Origin of the sequence: Corynebacterium sp. PCR 32 (assembly GCF_037464985.1) — a bacterium.
In the GTDB taxonomy this organism is placed as follows: domain Bacteria; phylum Actinomycetota; class Actinomycetes; order Mycobacteriales; family Mycobacteriaceae; genus Corynebacterium; species Corynebacterium kroppenstedtii_D.
This window is the reverse complement of sequence record NZ_JBAHVL010000002.1, coordinates 104,283-121,345: the sequence shown is the minus strand read 5'-3', so window position 1 is coordinate 121,345 and position 17,063 is coordinate 104,283. Positions and strand designations below refer to the sequence as shown.

Genomic DNA, 17,063 nt, shown 5'->3' with positions numbered 1-17,063 from the left:
TATAAAACTGCTGGTCAGGCCACTATGGCCTAGATCACAAAAACCGCCCTCCCAAGGTGCAAAACCCCTGGTCAGGCGGTAAAAATAGGGTGTGCCCCCAGTGGGATTCGAACCCACACTGAATGGATTTTAAGTCCACTGCCTCTGCCGGTTGGGCTATAGGGGCCAGAACACGCAATGATGTGCATCATCATACCGCCTCCACCCCACGGGAAAAGAATCCCGTGGTCACCCACCACAACACGCACTATCGCACTGCGAGTTCAGCAAGAATCCCGTCCAAAATATCCTTCTCACTCACAGTGATCGTCTCCACGCCGATCTCACGGCGAATAAACTGCGCGATGGTATCAACAATGAGGGTCCCCCCACCAATGACATCAGCACGCCCCGGAACCACCTGAGGCCGCCTCGTCCGCTCCGCCACCGTTTCACCCCGTACCGCCGACGATACTGCCAGAATATCCGCAATCCGCAGTGTCGAAAGGTGAATTTTGCCTGGGTCGTATTCCGGCAGATCCTGCACAATGGCTGAAACAGTAGTGAACGTGCCTGCACACCCCACCACGGCCGCCGCCGACGCCAACGGCAACGCCTCCGTAACATCACGGAGTTTCCCCTCTATCACCGCGCGAGCAGCGTCCTGTTCAACCACCGTCGGAGGATCAGAGTGGAGAAAACGCTCAGTCAATCGAACACTACCCATTTGGGTGGACACCGCTGCGATCACACCACCATCACTGTGCCCCATCACGAACTCAGTCGAGCCACCACCAACATCAATAACCACAACAGGACCCGCCACGTCGACATCCATCGTCGCGCCACGATACGACAACCACGCCTCTTCTGTCCCATCAATAACCTCAGCGACAGCACCCGGCACCACCCTGCCCAGTTCCTTCGCTGTCATGTCGAAAAACTCATCACGGTTAGTAGCATCTCGTGTTGCCGACGTCGCCACCATACGAACATCACTCACACCATGCTCCAGCATCAGATCCACATAACCCCGCAGAGCACTCCGTGTGCGGTTCATCGCCGCCTGAGTGAGCCGCCCAGTAGCATCCACCCCCTCACCCAACCGAACAATCGTGTTCTGACGAATCACTTCACGCTGAACCTGACCAGAGGTCACATCAACATCAGCAATAAGAAGACGAATCGAATTCGTCCCACAATCCACCGCAGCTAACGAACGACCCCCACCACGACCGTCCCCAGCCCCCCTCTCAGAAGAAACACCATCACGCACATCAACGACAACGCCGGGCCCACGCTGTCGACCCACAGGATCCACGCCACCCTCGCCTGCAACAACGAATCCCGTCGCCTCATCCAAGCTGATGCCCAACTCACCCACAGTCGGCCAGTCCGCCGGCAACGCTGTACCTCGCAACCCCGGGTTGTGTTCCAAAGCCAACGCCACAGTCTCGGCTCCTAACCGAAACCTCTCAGCCCCTTCAGCCAGTGCGTACGCCATTAACACATGAAGACACTTCACTCGATCAGGCATACCACCACCGGAAAACGACGTTCCTAAATCCTCAATACTGTTGCGAACACTCAAATAGTGCTCATGCGCCGCGCGGTAATCCGCCGCAAGGTCTACATCATGCTGAAGGCGTTCAGTCATCGTCTTCATGACCCCAGCCACTTCAAGGCGTGAGGCCTCCGCCGTCAATCGTGAATCCGTCAGGTAGTACAGCGTCGGAAAAGGAGTTCCATCATCAAGCCGAGGTGACGTCGTCACCACAGCAGGCTGACCATCAGGAGTACGGTACGCCACCTCAAGGGCGCCACGCGGGGGCCTACCCAATTGAGTGGTCATAATGGCCATGTCATCACTAGACACTCCAGGGAAAGTTGTCATGACCCCACATTCTAATGCGCTAGTGCCTACTCCCCGTGGTTCGGATCTGGATCCTTCACCGTCGGAACACCCAACGCCGGGGCATCCTCATCCTGCATATGCTTATCCGCTGGCTTCGTCCGCACCGAACTCCACAACTGCGTATACCACGGATCCTGCTGTTTATCCTTCTGCCGCAATGATTCTTCCGGGGTACTGGACTTAATCGAGGGATCAATAATCCGCCACGCTGTTTCCCCCCGCTCAACCATGCCTAAACGCAGCCGAGCCTGCTCTTTCACAAAATCATCATCGTTATAGAGAGCCAACTGCTTTTGCAGCTCGGCCTTCTCTTTTTCTTGATGCACAATATCAATATGAAGTTGCTGCAATTCACTACGCTGCTGGAAATATGACTTCAATGGGGATGCAACAGTCATCGTCATCGCCACCACCAGAACCGCCAGAATCGTTAACCGAACCGCCGACTGCTGGCTGGGAACAGTGAGCACCCATTGCTTCCTCCCCCGCCCAATGCGGAGCTCCTGCAAACGACGTTGCGCCTGACGACGGCGTGACTGACGCTTCGGCTTCGGTAAAGCCCCCTTCCCCGACGACACACCCTGATCAGAATCCCCATCCCATCGAGACGCCCCGTGAGGTGCGCTGTCTCCGGACACAGCGCCGACACGATCATCAACATGATCGCGCGACTTCCCTGCTACGAGAGAATAGGAATCTCTCGTCGAATCTGAATCAGGTGTGCGTGCCATAGGCAGTGATCCTAGCCGTTAAAACGTGGAAAAGCTGAGCGGCCGGCGTACACGGCAGCGTCACCAAGGAATTCCTCGATGCGCAACAACTGATTGTACTTAGCAACACGCTCCGAACGTGCCGGGGCACCGGTCTTAATTTGGCCGCAGCTGTACGCAACAGACAGGTCAGCAATAGTGGTGTCTTCCGTCTCACCAGAACGGTGCGACATCATACAACGGTAGTTGTTATTCTGAGCCAACTGCACAGCATCCGCACTCTCGGTGAGAGAACCAATCTGATTCACCTTGACTAACAGAGCATTCGCAGCCTTCTTCTCGATGCCTTCCTTCAACCGGGCCGGGTTAGTAACAAAGAAATCGTCACCAACAATCTGGACCTTGTCACCGATCTCTGCAGTGAGCATAGTGTAGCCGTCCCAATCATCCTCCTGAAGCGGATCCTCAATGGACACAATCGGATAATTCTCGACGAGCTCGGCATAGACCTTAATCATGTCTTCAGCACTGTGCTCACCACCCTCGAACCTATAGACACCCTTGTCCTTGTCGTAGAACTCAGACGATGCGGCATCCAAAGCAAAGGCAATATCCTCGCCCACCGTGTAACCGGCCTTCTTCACAGCCTCGACGATGAGATCCAAAGCCTCCTTCGTAGAGCCCACCGACGGAGCGAAACCACCCTCATCACCAAGACCAGTAGAGAGGCCCTTATCCTTAATGACCGACTTCAGGTGGTGATAAACCTCTGCCCCCATACGCAGCGCCTCACGGAAAGAACCAGCACCAAGGGGGGCAATCATGAATTCCTGAACATCAACGCCAGAATCCGCATGAGCACCACCATTGACGATATTCATCATAGGCACCGGAAGTACATGCGCATTCGGGCCACCGAGGTAACGGAACAGCTCCAAATTCGCCGAGCTCGCCGCAGCCTTAGCCGTCGCTAACGACACACCAAGGATCGCGTTAGCACCCAGATTGGACTTAGTATCCGACCCATCGAGGTCACACATCACTTTGTCAACAAGACGCTGATCATCAGCCTCAAGTCCAATCACAGCAGGAGCAATCTTCTCATTAACATTCTCAACAGCCTGCTCAACACCCTTACCCAGGTAGCGATCACCACCGTCACGGAGCTCATGCGCCTCATGAACACCAGTCGACGCACCGGACGGGACACCTGCACGTCCAAACGATGCATCGTCAAGAAGCACCTCAACCTCAACAGTGGGGTTGCCGCGTGAGTCAAGGATCTCACGAGCCTGAACATCGATAATCTGAGCCACCATGGCCTCCTGTTTATACGACTACAACCTATGTAACGGTGGTCTCGCCTCAACCAACCAGCGCCACCGGTGAGTCCGTAAACAACACAGCAGATGATGGTGACGGCACAGCGCGACCTACGCGTTCCATTGTGGCATGATCCCACCGTTATGGCATACACGATGCAACCATGCCGATATAGTCACCACGCCATACAACCCAGTTTTACGCAGGACGCTGCTCAAGGGCATAATTCGCCGCTGCACGCCGGACATCCTCCACATACTGCTCAGAATTGTTATATGACCGCACCGCCGATACCCACCCACTCGACGTTGACAGATCACGATCAAAATCACACAACAAGTTCACCGCAGCCACCGCAGCGTCATCAATATTGTCCGGGTCGGCCTTACCATCACCAGTAGCATCACGGCCATATTTGTCCCAGGCCTGAGGAATAAACTGCAACGGTCCCATCGCCCGGTCCTTCTCCTTATCACCATCCAACTGCCCACCATCACTATCAGGTAGATCCTCTAACCCCTCAGAACCATCAAGTTGGATTCCCCGAATATGCGGCTTCACCTCACCAGAAGGCCCAATCGATGCAGAATCAAAATGGTGTCCAGTATAAGTCCCATGGCGTGTCTCCACCCATCCCAAACCAGCCAACGTCGTCCAATCGAGATGACATTCTGGCTTCGTATGACGAGCCATCACATTCGCGTTAGCATAAGCGCTCAACGCCTCCACCGAAATCCCTGTTTTCTGCGAGATCGGCTGTGCCCACGACCTGAATTCAATCGACGTGCGGGCATCTTTACTCGTATCAACCGCCGGAGCCGCAACACCATTGGGAGGCGGGGCGCCCGGCGGTATCGGCTTCCGCATCGACGAATTATCAGTGTGAACGTGCGAAATCAACCAACCAATAGCGACGATGACCAGCGACAACACTGCAAAGACAGCAAAAAGTGTTCGCACAAACTTCATGACCCGGAACAGAGACTCCCTTTACTTTGTTCTTCATTATCATCGTCGTCGCTACTTTCAGACGTCTTCGTATACGACTGCTCTCGCCGTTTGCCTTCTTCCCACAAACGATTCTGCTCGTCCTGAGAAACCAGCCGCTCAACGTCCTCAAAGAGGTACGGAGCACGCGACCGCATCTTATGAACAAACGACGCCGCCACATGACCAATGTCAAAAGCGCCACGCCGATTAGCAATCTCAGCATGGAACAGAACCTGCAAAAGAATGTCTGACAGCTCATCACACAGGCGCTTCTCAGCCGCTACATCACCGGGCTGCCAGGCGGTGACGGAATCTGCAAACTCACCAACCTCTTCATGCATATATGCCAAAAGAGATTCGTGACTTTGTGATTGCTCCCATTCCCCCTGTCGTAACGCACGAGACATCACCACAATTGCTTCTTCAATCTCATCCACAACAGCGGCAGGAACACCACTATCACCACCATCATCCGACGATAAACCCGCTGACGTGGCTACCTCATCCTCAACTACGGTGCCAGCACTCAGCGGATCATCGACGGGCTGATCACCACCAGGCATAACCGTCGCTGCTCCGTCACCTGCACCATCACCGGCGGTGAGCTGCGGAATATCTTTCAGCGCAAAATCATATTCCGCGGGTGACGCCGAACTCTCAGACACACGATCGCGGCCACTGTCCGACTCTCCCACCGGCAACGCCCGAGTTTCACGTCGTTGACACGACAGTGACGGGGCGACCAAAAGTCTATCTCCGTCGTGGAGGCGCTCCCGTACCACGTCGTTATACGGATCGGTGGTAATGAGAGTCGCAGTATCCTCCACCACATGCCCACCAAGATCAGCGATGACCCAACGGATGCGAACAGGAACTTCTTCGGTGTAACACACATCATTGCCCACCAGCGGAACAGCTTCAACGGGCACCATGCCAGGAAAACGGGGATCGAGGACAATGACAGACATAATTTTTATATTAACGGAACTTACTAATCGGGGAATTTTTTTGGTGATTACCCCACTTATGGTGACTCCCCCCATACCAGCCGCCACCCCCACGGTCCTCACCCCAGGCCACGCTCACCCCCCGCTGCAGCGTGAACACCCGCCGCGCGGCACCCACACACATCGTGCCGAGGCTTACCCATCAGTGACGTCATGACGTCCGCACACCACTGCAGCAATTCCTCATCTCTACATACTTGCGCCCGGATACCACGACCTTTCTTTGGCGCGGGAATAACCACATTATGCGTGGTAGCCCGATATTGCGCCCCAGGGTACAGTCTGGCCAAGCGCACGCGACCGGAATCTGGCAAATCAATGGGGGAAAACGAAATGGCTGCCTTATGCGCTCCCGTCGCAACGACGTCCGTCACACCACACTCACGACACACCATTCGCAATCGTGCAACGACGAGGAGCCGATCGATCTCCTCCGGCGGCTGCCCATACCGGTCGACCAGTTCAGCACGAACATTCTCTAGCGCCTGCTCACTCTTCGCCTGAGCGAGATCACGGTACGCGGCCAAACGAAGGCGCTCGGAAGCGACATAGCTGATCGGAATGTGCGCATCCACATTGATATCAATGCGTGTTTCTTTGACCTCTTTATCAGTGCCATCAATCGGCTTCCCATCAGCCATCGCTTTAAATGCTTCCACGGCTTCCCCAACCAAGCGGACATAGAGGTCAAACCCAACACCCGCAATGTGACCCGACTGTTCCGCACCCAGCACGTTACCGGCGCCACGCATCTCAAGATCCTTCATGGCGACAGCCATACCAGCACCCAGATCATTATTCTGCGCAATCGTCGACAATCGGTCATAGGACGTCTCTGTCAACGTCTGCGACGGAGGATACAAAAAGTACGCGTAACCACGCTCACGGGAGCGCCCCACACGACCACGAAGCTGATGCAACTGCGCCAACCCCATATGGTGGGCGTTCTCCACAATGAGTGTGTTCGCGTTAGAGATATCCAATCCAGTTTCGACAATCGTCGTACAGACCAACACGTCATACTCACGGTCCCAGAACCCCGCGACGGTATTTTCGAGCTGATCCTCACTCATCTGACCATGCGCCACGACCACGCGTGCTTCCGGAACAAGCTCACGAATATGCTGCGCGACCTGCTCAATCGTCCGAACACGGTTGTGCACATAAAACACCTGGCCATCGCGCAATAATTCTCTGCGAATCGCAGCCGCGATCTGCTTATCTTCCTGCACCCCCACATACGTCAACACCGGGTGGCGGTCCTCGGGTGGCGTCAGGATCGTGGACATATCACGGATACCCGCCATCGACATCTCCAACGTGCGGGGAATCGGTGTCGCCGACATCGTCAACATGTCCACATGGGATCGCAACGTCTTAATGTGTTCTTTATGCTCCACACCAAAACGCTGCTCTTCATCAACAATGACAAGGCCCAGGTTTTTCCACTGCACCTGCGTCTGCAGCAAACGGTGCGTACCAATAACAATGTCGACCTCACCCTCCGTCAAACCGGTGAGAATCTCACGCGCGTGTTGGTGGGTCGTAAAGCGGGAAAGTTGGCGAATCGTGACAGGAAAACCCTCCATTCGCTCGCTGAACGTGACAAAGTGCTGTTGAGCTAGCAGTGTTGTCGGCACAAGAACAACAACCTGCTTTCCATCCTGCACCGCCTTGAACGCCGCCCGAACCGCAACCTCTGTCTTCCCATACCCCACATCGCCCACGATCACACGGTCCATGGGGACAGGCTTCTCCATGTCGGCTTTGACGGACTCAATCGCGTTGTACTGGTCCTCTGTCTCCGTGAAGGGGAAATTATCCTCCATCTCTCGTTGCCACGGGCTATCTGATGCGAATGCATGCCCCGGCGCGGCTTGGCGTTTGGCATAGAGTTGTACGAGGTCAGCGGCAATATCGCGGACAGCTGCACGCGCTTTTTTCTTGGTGTTTTTCCAGTCGGAGCCGCCCATCTTGGATAGCGAGGGGTTCTCTCCACCGACGTACCGGGAGAGCAAATCCAAGCTGTCCATGGGTACGTACAAATGGTCGGAGGCTCCCCCGCGTTTGGACGGCGCGTATTCAAGGACCATGTATTCCCGGCGGGTTGCATCCTCCCCTTTGCCGACGGTGCGCTCTTGCATTTTCACGAAGCGACCGATGCCGTGGGTTTCATGGACGACGAAGTCACCTGGGCTTAAGGACAATGGGTCGACGCGGTTGCGTTTGCGTTGTGGGCGGCGACGCCCATCGCCATAGGCGGCGATGCGGTTGCCTGTGAAGTCTGTTTCGGCAACGATGAGGAGCGGACGGGAGGTATCAGTGTCCTCGGTGTGGGGGATGATGAGTCCGCCGTGCAGGAGGGCGCGGATGATGGTGGCTTGTCCCCGTGTTGGTGCGGCCTGCGGGTCTGGGTCGGTGGCAACGCCGATTCCTGCTTCTTTAAAACGGGTGGCCATGCGTTTCGCGGACGCCGGCGTGAGGGCGGTGTAGACCAGGCGGCCGCCACCGGTGACGTGGTCAACTAGATCCGTCATGGCTTTCTCGACATCACCTGGTTTGCCTTTCGGCTGCGGGCCGGTGGTGAAGTCTAGCTCCAGCGTGGATGATAGGTCGGCGGTGCCTAAGAAGCCGGGAGGGGCACATGTCCACCAAGGAAGACCCTTGTTTTCCGCGGTTTTCTCCATCGCCCCGAGTGATCGGTAGGCGCTTTGTTCCACATTGAGCTCGTAGTCGTCCTCGTGACCTTCGGCGAGTGCGGCGGTATCAATTGGAGCCTCGGCGCCCATCGCGGCGGCGTTCCATCCGGCCTTGATAAACTCCTCACCCGTCGCGATGAGATCTTCTGCGCGGCGCTGTACTTTTTCTGGTGACATCACCAGCACCGTCGGTGTCGACGATGGGTCTGCGGCCGCGACTTCCTCGGGAAGGGTCACCATCGGCCCGTCGACAAGGACGGGAATCAGGGATTCCATTCCCTCCACAGCGATGCCCTCGCTAATCTTCATGAATGCATCTGCCAGTGTCGCATTCGAGGCGTGGGTGCGCGCCATGGCCTGTGCGCGGTCACGGACGGCGTCGTTGATGAGGAGTTCACGGCACGGATACACAGGGACAATGCCGGGATCAACGTGATCGATCGTGCGCTGATCCCCCACGGAAAAAGCCCGCACATCCGAAATCTCGTCGCCCCACAATTCGACGCGGACGGGGAGGTCTGCTGTCGAGGGGAAAACATCGATAACCCCACCACGCACAGCGAATTCGCCCCTCTTGCCGACGAGGTCCACGTGCTGATACCCCATTGCGGCCAGCTGTGTGGCGATGCCCGTGACATCGGTATCCGGGGCGAGGAGGATGGGTTCGCGCTCCCCTAGCCCCTTCATGATCGGTTGAATGAAGGATCGCGCGGGAGCAACAATGATGCGTATCGGCTTCTGGCCAGGAATATCGTCGGGGTGAGTAAGACGACGAAGGACGCGCAGTCTCGCCCCGATGGTTTCCGAACTAGGAGACAAACGCTCATGCGGAAGTGTTTCCCATGCTGGGAAGAGGGCAACTGCATCGCCCATCATCTCACGCAGTTCCGCGGTGAGATCTTGTGCTTCGCGGCCAGTGGCCGTGACCACAATCACGACCGACTTCTCCGCAATTGCCCTGGTGACCCACGGGCGTGCCTCGTCGATGGCGGAAACGTGGAGACGCGGTGCCCCCACTGAGGCAGTGACTCCCCTGAGCTTCGGCGACTGCAGTGCCAGCTGCGCTACCCCCGTCAACGGTGCCTGCACGCCATCCCTAGGCTGAGCCTGCACTGTCTCCGCATCACATGACCGTGGTGTTTCAGATGCAGCGTCGGGCACGGGCGCAGGGGTGGTCGCAGAGGAGTCTGTCATGACGCTGATTGTAACGGCCCTTCCATCTAGGTTTCGCCGCGGAATACCTCTGCGCTCCGTGTCTGCCTATATACCTCCGCTGGATCCGCGTCCTTACCTGCGCCAAGGCGTGCGCCCTGTTGGCCTGCTTCGCCTTCCACATCCTCGTGGAGAATCGGGTTCTTCTCCATACCTGCGAGACCGTTCCACACGAGGTTCACGATGTGTGCTGCCACAACGTCCTTACTAAAGAGGGCCGTGGCATTACTACCACCCTGGCCAGTCTGCGCGCTGGTATCAGTACCCATCGTGTTCACTGTCCACCACTGTGCCACCATGGCCACGCATCCCATCATCCCCTGGGCATATAGCTCTGCTAAACGCTCATCTAAACCATTCCTCTTAAATGCGTGCGCAAGAATATGGGACGCCCTGTTCACAGATAACCCCAGCAACGTGGATTGATGCCCACCACCAGGCCGGGAATTGTGCCCCGTCGAGACACCGTAATACGACGTTGACGCCGTCGATTGGGACGACCGCCCCACAGCGCCGACCACGGCACCATCCCGAACCAGAATCCGGAATGCATCCTCATTCGTCTCCGCAAAATCTAACACTGCATACACGGCACGCTCGATACGGATCCGGGATCGCCCTTGGACGAGAGCGTCGTCGATAGTGCGGTCAAGAGCAACCATATCTTCATCAATAACTGCCTGATAAAGCCCCTCTTTTCCGCCAAAGTGCTCATAAATAACGGGTTTGGATACCCCCGCCCGGGACGCGAGTTCCTCTACGCTAGTTCCTTCAATACCTTTTTCAGCAAAAACTGGTCTGCTCATAGCAATCAGCTGGGAACGACGCTGTTCGGCTGACATACGTTGACGTGTCATATCCACAGAATATCTGGAACTGACGACACGGTTGCCCCAGTTCCGGAAATGACCTCATGGTGCACAGCAACTGTCTTTCATGCCACGTGTTGCAAGGGTCTGTTCAGGAGAAATGGGATTTTCTCCGGGTCGTCGGGTAGAGTTAAGCGCCGCAGCGACGGGCAATCGTCGTTTCCGCATTTTCTCCCGTGGTGTAATTGGCAACACAGCTGGTTTTGGTCCAGCCATTCTAGGTTCGAGTCCTGGCGGGAGAGCCACAACTATATGCACAGCTATATGATCGGATCTATCACCCGAACCCGCTAAACCGATGGGAGAGTCCGTGAGCACTACCCCAATTGCAGTCATTGTTTTGGCCGCAGGGGCTGGCACCCGAATGAAGTCAGATACCCCCAAGATGCTGCATCAGATTGGGGGGCGCTCACTTCTCTCCCACTCGTTATATGCAGCCACAGGGCTCAGCCCCGACCATCTCGTTGTCGTCGTGGGGCATCAAAAAGAACTCGTTGCCCACGCTGTTGATAACTGGCAGAAGGAATCATCACCAGCGTCCAGCGTCGCACTAGCCCATCAGGAACAGCAGAATGGCACTGGCCACGCTGTCATGTGCGGCATCGATAGTCCCGAGCTTGACGGGTTCACAGGCACTGTCGTCGTTACCAACGCTGACGTTCCTCTTCTGTCGTCGACAACTCTGGAATCCCTTGTCGACGCCCACACCCGCACCCCCGCAGCCGCAGTCACCGTACTCACCGTAGATGCCCCCACCCCCACGGGATACGGGCGCATCATCCGCAACGCCGATGGTGAAGTCACAGCCATCGTCGAAGAAAAAGACGCCACGGACGAACAGCGACGCATCAAAGAAGTCAACACCGGGGTCTTCGCCTTCGACGCTGATGTATTACGTCGCTCACTAGGCAAACTCGACACCAACAACGCACAGGGCGAGATGTACCTCACCGACGTCCTCGGCATCGCACGAAACGAGGGGCTCATTGCCCGCGGACACATGGCACACGATCCCGCAGAACTCGCCGGCGTCAATGATCGCGTCCAACTGGCCGACGCCGGGCGAGTCCTCAACCGCAAGGTGTGCGAGCATCACATGCGCAACGGAGTGACCATCATCGACCCCGAATCCACGTGGATCGACGTCACCGTCACTATCGGCCGTGACGTCACCATCCACCCGGGAACACAGCTCCACGGACGAACACAGATCGACGACCAAGCAGAAATCGGACCCGACACCACGCTCACCAACGTCGTCGTCGGAACAGGCGCGCGCGTCATCCGATCCCACGGATCAGACTCCACCCTCGGCGCACACACCACCGTCGGCCCCTTCGCGTACATCAGACCCGAAACACACCTGGGTGACGACGGCAAAATCGGAACATACGTCGAAACGAAGAACTCCACCATCGGACGTGGCACTAAGGTTCCCCACCTCACCTACGTTGGTGACGCCACGATCGGCGAGTACTCCAATATTGGCTGTTCATCTGTGTTCGCCAACTACGATGGTGTCAACAAACACCGCACGACCGTAGGCTCACATGTCCGGACGGGATCTGACACCACGTTCGTCGCCCCCGTCACCGTTGGCGATGGTGCTTATTCAGGCGCAGGAACCGTCATTACCGATGACGTCCCAGCCGGAGCACTCGTCGTTCCCGGCGCACGCCAGCGAGTCATCGAAGGGTGGGTGTCCACAAAACGCCCGGGTAGCGCCGCAGCGAAAGCAGCCGAAGCCGCTATGCGTAGTACCAACGAGGCAGGGGGCACTACCAACGACACCTCCCCCGATGGCACACACTAAGAGTCTGGCAATATGGCACCACCCGATCACACCCCTGCCGTCAGCACGTAGTATCACTACGTGCCAGGTATTGTTGATGAGTCCCACTAATCCACGCCTGCACAATCAACGTGGTTCCTAACCTGACCGCCGACAAGCGTGATCACCGTGGTCACCACAGAAAGGCATACCGTGAATTCACACTGGACGGAAAACCAGAAAAACCTCATGCTCTTCTCCGGACGCGCACACCCTGCTTTGGGAGAACGCGTCGCCAAAGAACTAGGTATCGAGCTCACACCCACCACCGCCCGCGACTTTGCCAACGGCGAAGTGTTCATCCGGTTCGAAGAATCCGTCCGCGGTAGCGACGCTTTCGTGTTGCAGTCCCACCCCCAGCCACTCAACAAATGGCTGATGGAACAGCTCATTATGATCGACGCGCTCAAGCGTGGATCCGCGAAGCGCATCACAGCTATTCTCCCGTTCTACCCCTACGCCCGTCAGGATAAGAAACATCGCGGCCGCGAACCGATTTCCGCCCGCCTGGTGGCTGACCTTTTGAAGACGGCTGGCGCAGATCGGATCGTGTCTGTCGATCTTCATACCGACCAAATCCAAGGTTTCTTCGATGGGCCTGTGGATCATATGCACGCCATGCCGATCCTGACGGACTATGTGAAATCCAAGTACGACACATCAAACATTGTTGTGGTCTCCCCCGACGCTGGCCGTGTCAAGGTCGCCGAAAAGTGGGCGCAGGAACTTGGGAATGCGCCCCTCGCGTTCGTCCACAAGACACGTGACATTGATGTTGCCAACAAGATCACGTCGAATCGAGTCGTCGGTGATGTCTCCGGGCGCACGTGCGTCCTGCTTGATGACATGATTGATACCGGTGGAACTATCGCCGGCGCTGTCAAAGTTCTTCGCGAAGCTGGTGCCAACGATGTCATTATTGCCACGACACACGGTGTGTTCTCGGATCCAGCCCGCGAGCGTCTCTCCGCGTGCGGTGCCCGTGAAGTGATCACCACTGATACGCTTCCCCAGAACGCCGACCACTGGGAGAATCTGACTGTGTTGTCAATTGCTCCGCTCTTGGCTAAAACGATCCACGAGATTTTCGAAAACGGGTCTGTCACAACGCTCTTTGAGTAGTAGCTGTTTGCTTGGTGGTCTCCTCGGCCGGAGGAACGTTTGGTTCCTCCGGCCGATATTGTTATTCTTACCGGGTATGTCTCGGCGAGGGTGGCCCTGTCCCATGCATGGCCCCGTTATCGACGCGATGAAAATCACCAGCGGTGTGGGCGCACAGTGAGCGCTATGGCCTCATGAAGTCACTATTCCGCCTTTTTCTGCGCGATCTCTCCGGGGCGGCAGACGCGCTGATATTCATTTCATGGAATCCGTTATCTGCGCGTTTATCGCTGATGATTGGAGATTATTGTGGCTACTCACATTTCTAACCTTGATGCTTCCGCCCGCCACGAGTTCGGCAAGGGTGCATCCCGCCGCTTGCGTCGCGCAGGCCGCATCCCCGCCGTGATCTACGGCAATGAGCTGGACGAGCCGATCCATATCTCGGTCGATTCCATTGAATTCCATGCTGTCCTGCGTAATCATGGTTCAAACGCCGTTGTCGACATTGACGTCGAGGGCGACAAGCACCTCACCATGGTGAAGGCTGTTGATCAGAATGTTCTTACTCTCGACGCCGACCATGCTGACCTCCTAGCTATTCGCCGTGGCGAAACTGTCGAGGTTGAGGTTCCAGTTGTTACCGAAGGCACAGTTGCTCCTGGTGGCATGCTCATGCAGGACGTTGATGTTATTAACGTTGAGTCTGATGTTCTCTCCATTCCAGAAGAGATCACCGTCAGTGTTGAGGGCCTTGCGGTTGGCGACCAGATCACCGCTGGTGACATCCGGATGCCGGCCAACACCACCCTAGTCTCTGATCCGGACACCCTGATTGTCAACGTTGTCGTTCCTGAGGTTGCGGACACCGAATCTGACAATGAGGACAACGCCGAAGCTGAGGGCGAGTCCACTGAGGCTGAGTCCGAGAGCAACGCTGAGTAAGGCTTATCTCTCGTGGGTGTGTTGTCATCGTCTGCATCGCGTCGTGGTCGTGCATCACGGCCGGGTTCCCATAGTCCCTCCAGTGCCGACCCGTTTCTTGTGATTGGCCTAGGCAATCCGGGGTCCTCCTATGACAACACTCGACACAATATTGGTCAGATGGCGCTGGACGAGCTCGCGTCGCGCGCGCTTCCCACGCCATTGACATTGTCACGGCATAAGAAGACCAACACGGATGTGGCCCAGATGTCATTGCCCGGGCCTGGGGGTTCGTGTGTGCCGGTTATTCTTGGCCGCCCGCGGTCCTATATGAACCTGTCGGGTGGGCCGACCGCGTCGTTGGCGCGGTATTTCCATGTCCTAGCAGACAACGTGATCGTTCTTCATGATGATCTTGACCTCGAGTTCGGGACGATACGTCTGAAGCGAGGTGGTGGTGAAGGTGGTCACAATGGTCTGCGGGATATCACTAAGGCGCTGGGAACGAAGAACTATCTCCGGGTGCGTGTAGGGGTTGGCCGTCCACCTGGGCGGATGTCTCCCGCAGACTTCGTGCTCACAAAGTTCTCTGTAAAGGAAGCTACGGACGTGCAGATCATGTGCGCTGATGCTGCGGACGCCGTCGAACTCCTCATCGCACACGGTCTGGAGTACGCGCAAAACGAGGTTCACTGACAAGAGAGCATCTACTCCCCTGGTCTATGCGGGAATACTAGACCCGGAAAGTGCTCATCTAGGTGTGTGGTGACGTTTTCTCAACTTTTTAATCATGATCCCAAGGGCGTCGTCGTCAAGTGTTGTTATGTCCATTCGACGCAAGTGAGCCACGACGTACGGACACCGGATACACCGAGGCGACGACTGACAACACCTCTCTTTGGGGCCCTTATACAGGCATTTCTCCACTTCCTCATGGAGTGCCGATCGCCCTAATGAGGTTGATACCTCATGGCCAAGGGCACCATTCTTGCGCGCCTCCACGCGGGCGTAATAGCGGGCTTCGTATTCAGCTTCTTTGTCACGGAACAGGCTCAGCCGCCTCATCGCGGGATCAATAGCGGAATGGTCGTTTGTACGCTTACCCACAGGTTGCCTTTCGTTGCACTCTGAGGTGAAACCGTAGCACCCCCTAGGAAAGGCCCCTCCTCTCTACATCCAACTGGTAAACAACATCGCCCACTTGTCCACCCTGAACAGCAGAAACACCCTGCCCTGCCCAGAGTGACATGTACTCGGTATTTCCCTGTGTGGTCGCGATTTTACGGATCGGAGAGGTCAGCCCGTTCACCGCTGGGTACACGGCGGGCGCGTCAGGATGTGCGTCGATGAACTCGTTTCGACGTCCACGCGCGGGGCGGCCGGAGTATGCGCGGGTAACAACAGTGTCATCCGTCGTCGCAGAAATGAGTGCTTGCCGGTACGGCTCATTCGTTCCCGCCTCCTCAGTGGCAGCGAACACGGTGCCGGCGGCGATCGCATCGGCACCGCTACTCAATGCGGCGACAACCGTTTCACGTGTCGATATTCCGCCAGCGGCGATGATGGCAGGTCTGGGTTCGCCCTGTGGTGTATCGGCAAGGACTGCGGAGACAGAGCGCAGGAGAGTGAGAAGCGGTTCAGAATTGGGTTCTTCACCAGGTGTCAGTGTTGCACGGTGTCCGCCTGCTTCAACCCCCTGAATAATGATTCCTGCGACGCCTCGTTTGGCAGCATCACATGCTGCTCGAACGGTGGACACGGTGGCCCATACCTCAATTCCGTGCGTGTGAAATTCGTCGATTAATTCCGTCGATGGGAGGCCAAAGGTGAAGCTCACCACTGAGGGGCATGCGGCGTGATCATCGGTGAGGACTTTTTCTGTCTCCTTCTGGCGCGATCGTCTCATGGAGAGACGCCGGCGGATGATCGCGAGTTTCCCTTCCCAATGATCGTCAGTGTTCCAGGTCAGCTCGGGTGTATCCAGCCCGAGACTCTCATAGTACGGTTGGAGTGTATCGCGGTAGGCTTCAGCACGGTCACGCTCGGGCCGGCTCGGACTAGGTTGGGGTATGAATATATTGAGGCCGAAGAAGGGCTCCGCACCACGGTCACGCGCCCGGCGAGCAACCTCGTCACATTCGCGATCGATCGCGTCCGGCGTTTTATACCCGGCGGCGAGAAATCCTAATCCCCCATGCGCAGCTACCGCGTCAACGAGTGCTGGACATGATGGGCCACCAGCCATAGGAGCAGCAATGATGGTACGGCAGGCCGTAGATTTTATGGGCACTGCTGAGGGTGAGTTCGGTGCCGTGTTCATAGTGGAGACGATACCGACCGGTACACCGCCATGTGAGTTGTTCACCGAAAACGTGAGGTTCGCTCAGATGCCGCTATCATGAAGCGGTTGGGTTGCTGCCACGCCCAGGTGTGGGCCACGGCTAGATGGTGCACATGTTTAAGGTGGGCAGGAGTTGCTGAAGGCCACAGTAATTACTGGCGC

13 protein-coding genes, 2 tRNA genes and 1 pseudogene are annotated in these 17,063 nt (G+C 56.7%); 5 read left to right on the top strand and 11 right to left on the bottom strand.

The genetic code is table 11. The features are described 5' to 3' along the window. Positions 1 to 92 precede the first annotated feature (92 nt). The 9 genes and pseudogenes from V5S80_RS04435 to V5S80_RS04395 form a co-directional block, all read right to left on the bottom strand. A tRNA-Leu gene (locus tag V5S80_RS04435) sits at positions 93 to 166 on the bottom strand. A gap of 81 nt (positions 167 to 247) precedes the next feature. Beyond that, positions 248 to 1,255, bottom strand: a complete 1,008-nt coding sequence (locus V5S80_RS04430; RefSeq protein WP_395169684.1) for an exopolyphosphatase — start codon at positions 1,253 to 1,255, stop codon at positions 248 to 250. Between the two features lie 264 nt (positions 1,256 to 1,519). After that, positions 1,520 to 1,831, bottom strand: a pseudogene (locus V5S80_RS04425) (DUF501 domain-containing protein); the annotation flags it as partial. A gap of 68 nt (positions 1,832 to 1,899) precedes the next feature. Continuing rightward, positions 1,900 to 2,625: a septum formation initiator family protein gene (locus tag V5S80_RS04420; RefSeq protein WP_395169563.1), complete on the bottom strand. Its 726-nt coding sequence runs from the start codon at positions 2,623 to 2,625 to the stop codon at positions 1,900 to 1,902. An 11-nt stretch (positions 2,626 to 2,636) separates the two neighbouring features. Then, a complete protein-coding gene (gene eno / locus V5S80_RS04415; RefSeq protein ID WP_395169562.1) occupies positions 2,637 to 3,920 on the bottom strand; it encodes a phosphopyruvate hydratase in 1,284 nt (427 codons plus the stop codon). 205 nt (positions 3,921 to 4,125) lie between these two features. Continuing rightward, positions 4,126 to 4,896, bottom strand: coding sequence for a lytic transglycosylase domain-containing protein (locus tag V5S80_RS04410; RefSeq protein ID WP_395169561.1), 771 nt, complete (start codon positions 4,894 to 4,896; stop codon positions 4,126 to 4,128). After that, positions 4,893 to 5,885 carry a MazG nucleotide pyrophosphohydrolase domain-containing protein gene (locus V5S80_RS04405; RefSeq protein WP_395169560.1) on the bottom strand — a complete coding sequence of 331 codons (993 nt, stop codon included), beginning with the start codon at positions 5,883 to 5,885 and terminating at the stop codon, positions 4,893 to 4,895. The genes V5S80_RS04410 and V5S80_RS04405 overlap by 4 nt, the downstream gene beginning before the upstream one ends. A gap of 98 nt (positions 5,886 to 5,983) precedes the next feature. Then, the gene (gene mfd / locus V5S80_RS04400) at positions 5,984 to 9,817 is read right to left on the bottom strand and encodes a transcription-repair coupling factor (RefSeq protein ID WP_395169559.1); all 3,834 of its coding nucleotides are present in this window, start codon (positions 9,815 to 9,817) and stop codon (positions 5,984 to 5,986) included. A 26-nt stretch (positions 9,818 to 9,843) separates the two neighbouring features. Next, positions 9,844 to 10,692: a TetR/AcrR family transcriptional regulator gene (locus V5S80_RS04395; RefSeq protein ID WP_395169558.1), complete on the bottom strand. Its 849-nt coding sequence runs from the start codon at positions 10,690 to 10,692 to the stop codon at positions 9,844 to 9,846. A gap of 182 nt (positions 10,693 to 10,874) precedes the next feature. Here V5S80_RS04395 and V5S80_RS04390 point away from each other — a divergent pair. The 5 genes from V5S80_RS04390 (at position 10,875) to pth (ending at position 15,256) form a co-directional block, all read left to right on the top strand. Next, positions 10,875 to 10,949, top strand: a tRNA-Gln gene (locus V5S80_RS04390). A 53-nt stretch (positions 10,950 to 11,002) separates the two neighbouring features. Further along, positions 11,003 to 12,517 (top strand): bifunctional UDP-N-acetylglucosamine diphosphorylase/glucosamine-1-phosphate N-acetyltransferase GlmU, encoded by a 1,515-nt coding sequence (gene glmU, locus V5S80_RS04385; protein WP_395169557.1) that lies wholly within the window; start codon positions 11,003 to 11,005, stop codon positions 12,515 to 12,517. A 171-nt stretch (positions 12,518 to 12,688) separates the two neighbouring features. After that, positions 12,689 to 13,657, top strand: coding sequence for a ribose-phosphate diphosphokinase (locus tag V5S80_RS04380; RefSeq protein ID WP_395169556.1), 969 nt, complete (start codon positions 12,689 to 12,691; stop codon positions 13,655 to 13,657). 288 nt (positions 13,658 to 13,945) lie between these two features. Continuing rightward, positions 13,946 to 14,581 carry a 50S ribosomal protein L25/general stress protein Ctc gene (locus V5S80_RS04375; RefSeq protein WP_395169555.1) on the top strand — a complete coding sequence of 212 codons (636 nt, stop codon included), beginning with the start codon at positions 13,946 to 13,948 and terminating at the stop codon, positions 14,579 to 14,581. A gap of 18 nt (positions 14,582 to 14,599) precedes the next feature. Continuing rightward, positions 14,600 to 15,256, top strand: a complete 657-nt coding sequence (gene pth, locus V5S80_RS04370) for an aminoacyl-tRNA hydrolase (RefSeq protein ID WP_395169554.1) — start codon at positions 14,600 to 14,602, stop codon at positions 15,254 to 15,256. A gap of 54 nt (positions 15,257 to 15,310) precedes the next feature. On the opposite strand, the gene V5S80_RS04365 is transcribed toward pth, so the two are convergent. Together V5S80_RS04365 and V5S80_RS04360 are read right to left on the bottom strand one after the other, a co-directional pair. Further along, positions 15,311 to 15,667, bottom strand: coding sequence for a hypothetical protein (locus V5S80_RS04365; RefSeq protein WP_395169553.1), 357 nt, complete (start codon positions 15,665 to 15,667; stop codon positions 15,311 to 15,313). Between the two features lie 43 nt (positions 15,668 to 15,710). Continuing rightward, complete coding sequence (locus V5S80_RS04360; RefSeq protein WP_395169552.1) at positions 15,711 to 16,880, bottom strand: NAD(P)H-dependent flavin oxidoreductase; 1,170 nt, start codon at positions 16,878 to 16,880, stop codon at positions 15,711 to 15,713. Positions 16,881 to 17,063 lie beyond the last annotated feature (183 nt).

What these genes read in the sequence shown, in the direction of transcription:
- V5S80_RS04410 (WP_395169561.1), bottom strand. Translation starts at nt 4,896, where the DNA reads ATGAAGTTTGTGCGAACACTTTTTGCTGTCTTTGCAGTGTTGTCGCTG.
- mfd (WP_395169559.1), bottom strand. Translation starts at nt 9,817, where the DNA reads ATGACAGACTCCTCTGCGACCACCCCTGCGCCCGTGCCCGACGCTGCA.
- glmU (WP_395169557.1), top strand. Translation starts at nt 11,003, where the DNA reads ATGGGAGAGTCCGTGAGCACTACCCCAATTGCAGTCATTGTTTTGGCC.
- V5S80_RS04405 (WP_395169560.1), bottom strand. Translation starts at nt 5,885, where the DNA reads ATGTCTGTCATTGTCCTCGATCCCCGTTTTCCTGGCATGGTGCCCGTT.
- V5S80_RS04360 (WP_395169552.1), bottom strand. Translation starts at nt 16,880, where the DNA reads ATGAACACGGCACCGAACTCACCCTCAGCAGTGCCCATAAAATCTACG.
- V5S80_RS04420 (WP_395169563.1), bottom strand. Translation starts at nt 2,625, where the DNA reads ATGGCACGCACACCTGATTCAGATTCGACGAGAGATTCCTATTCTCTC.
- V5S80_RS04395 (WP_395169558.1), bottom strand. Translation starts at nt 10,692, where the DNA reads ATGACACGTCAACGTATGTCAGCCGAACAGCGTCGTTCCCAGCTGATT.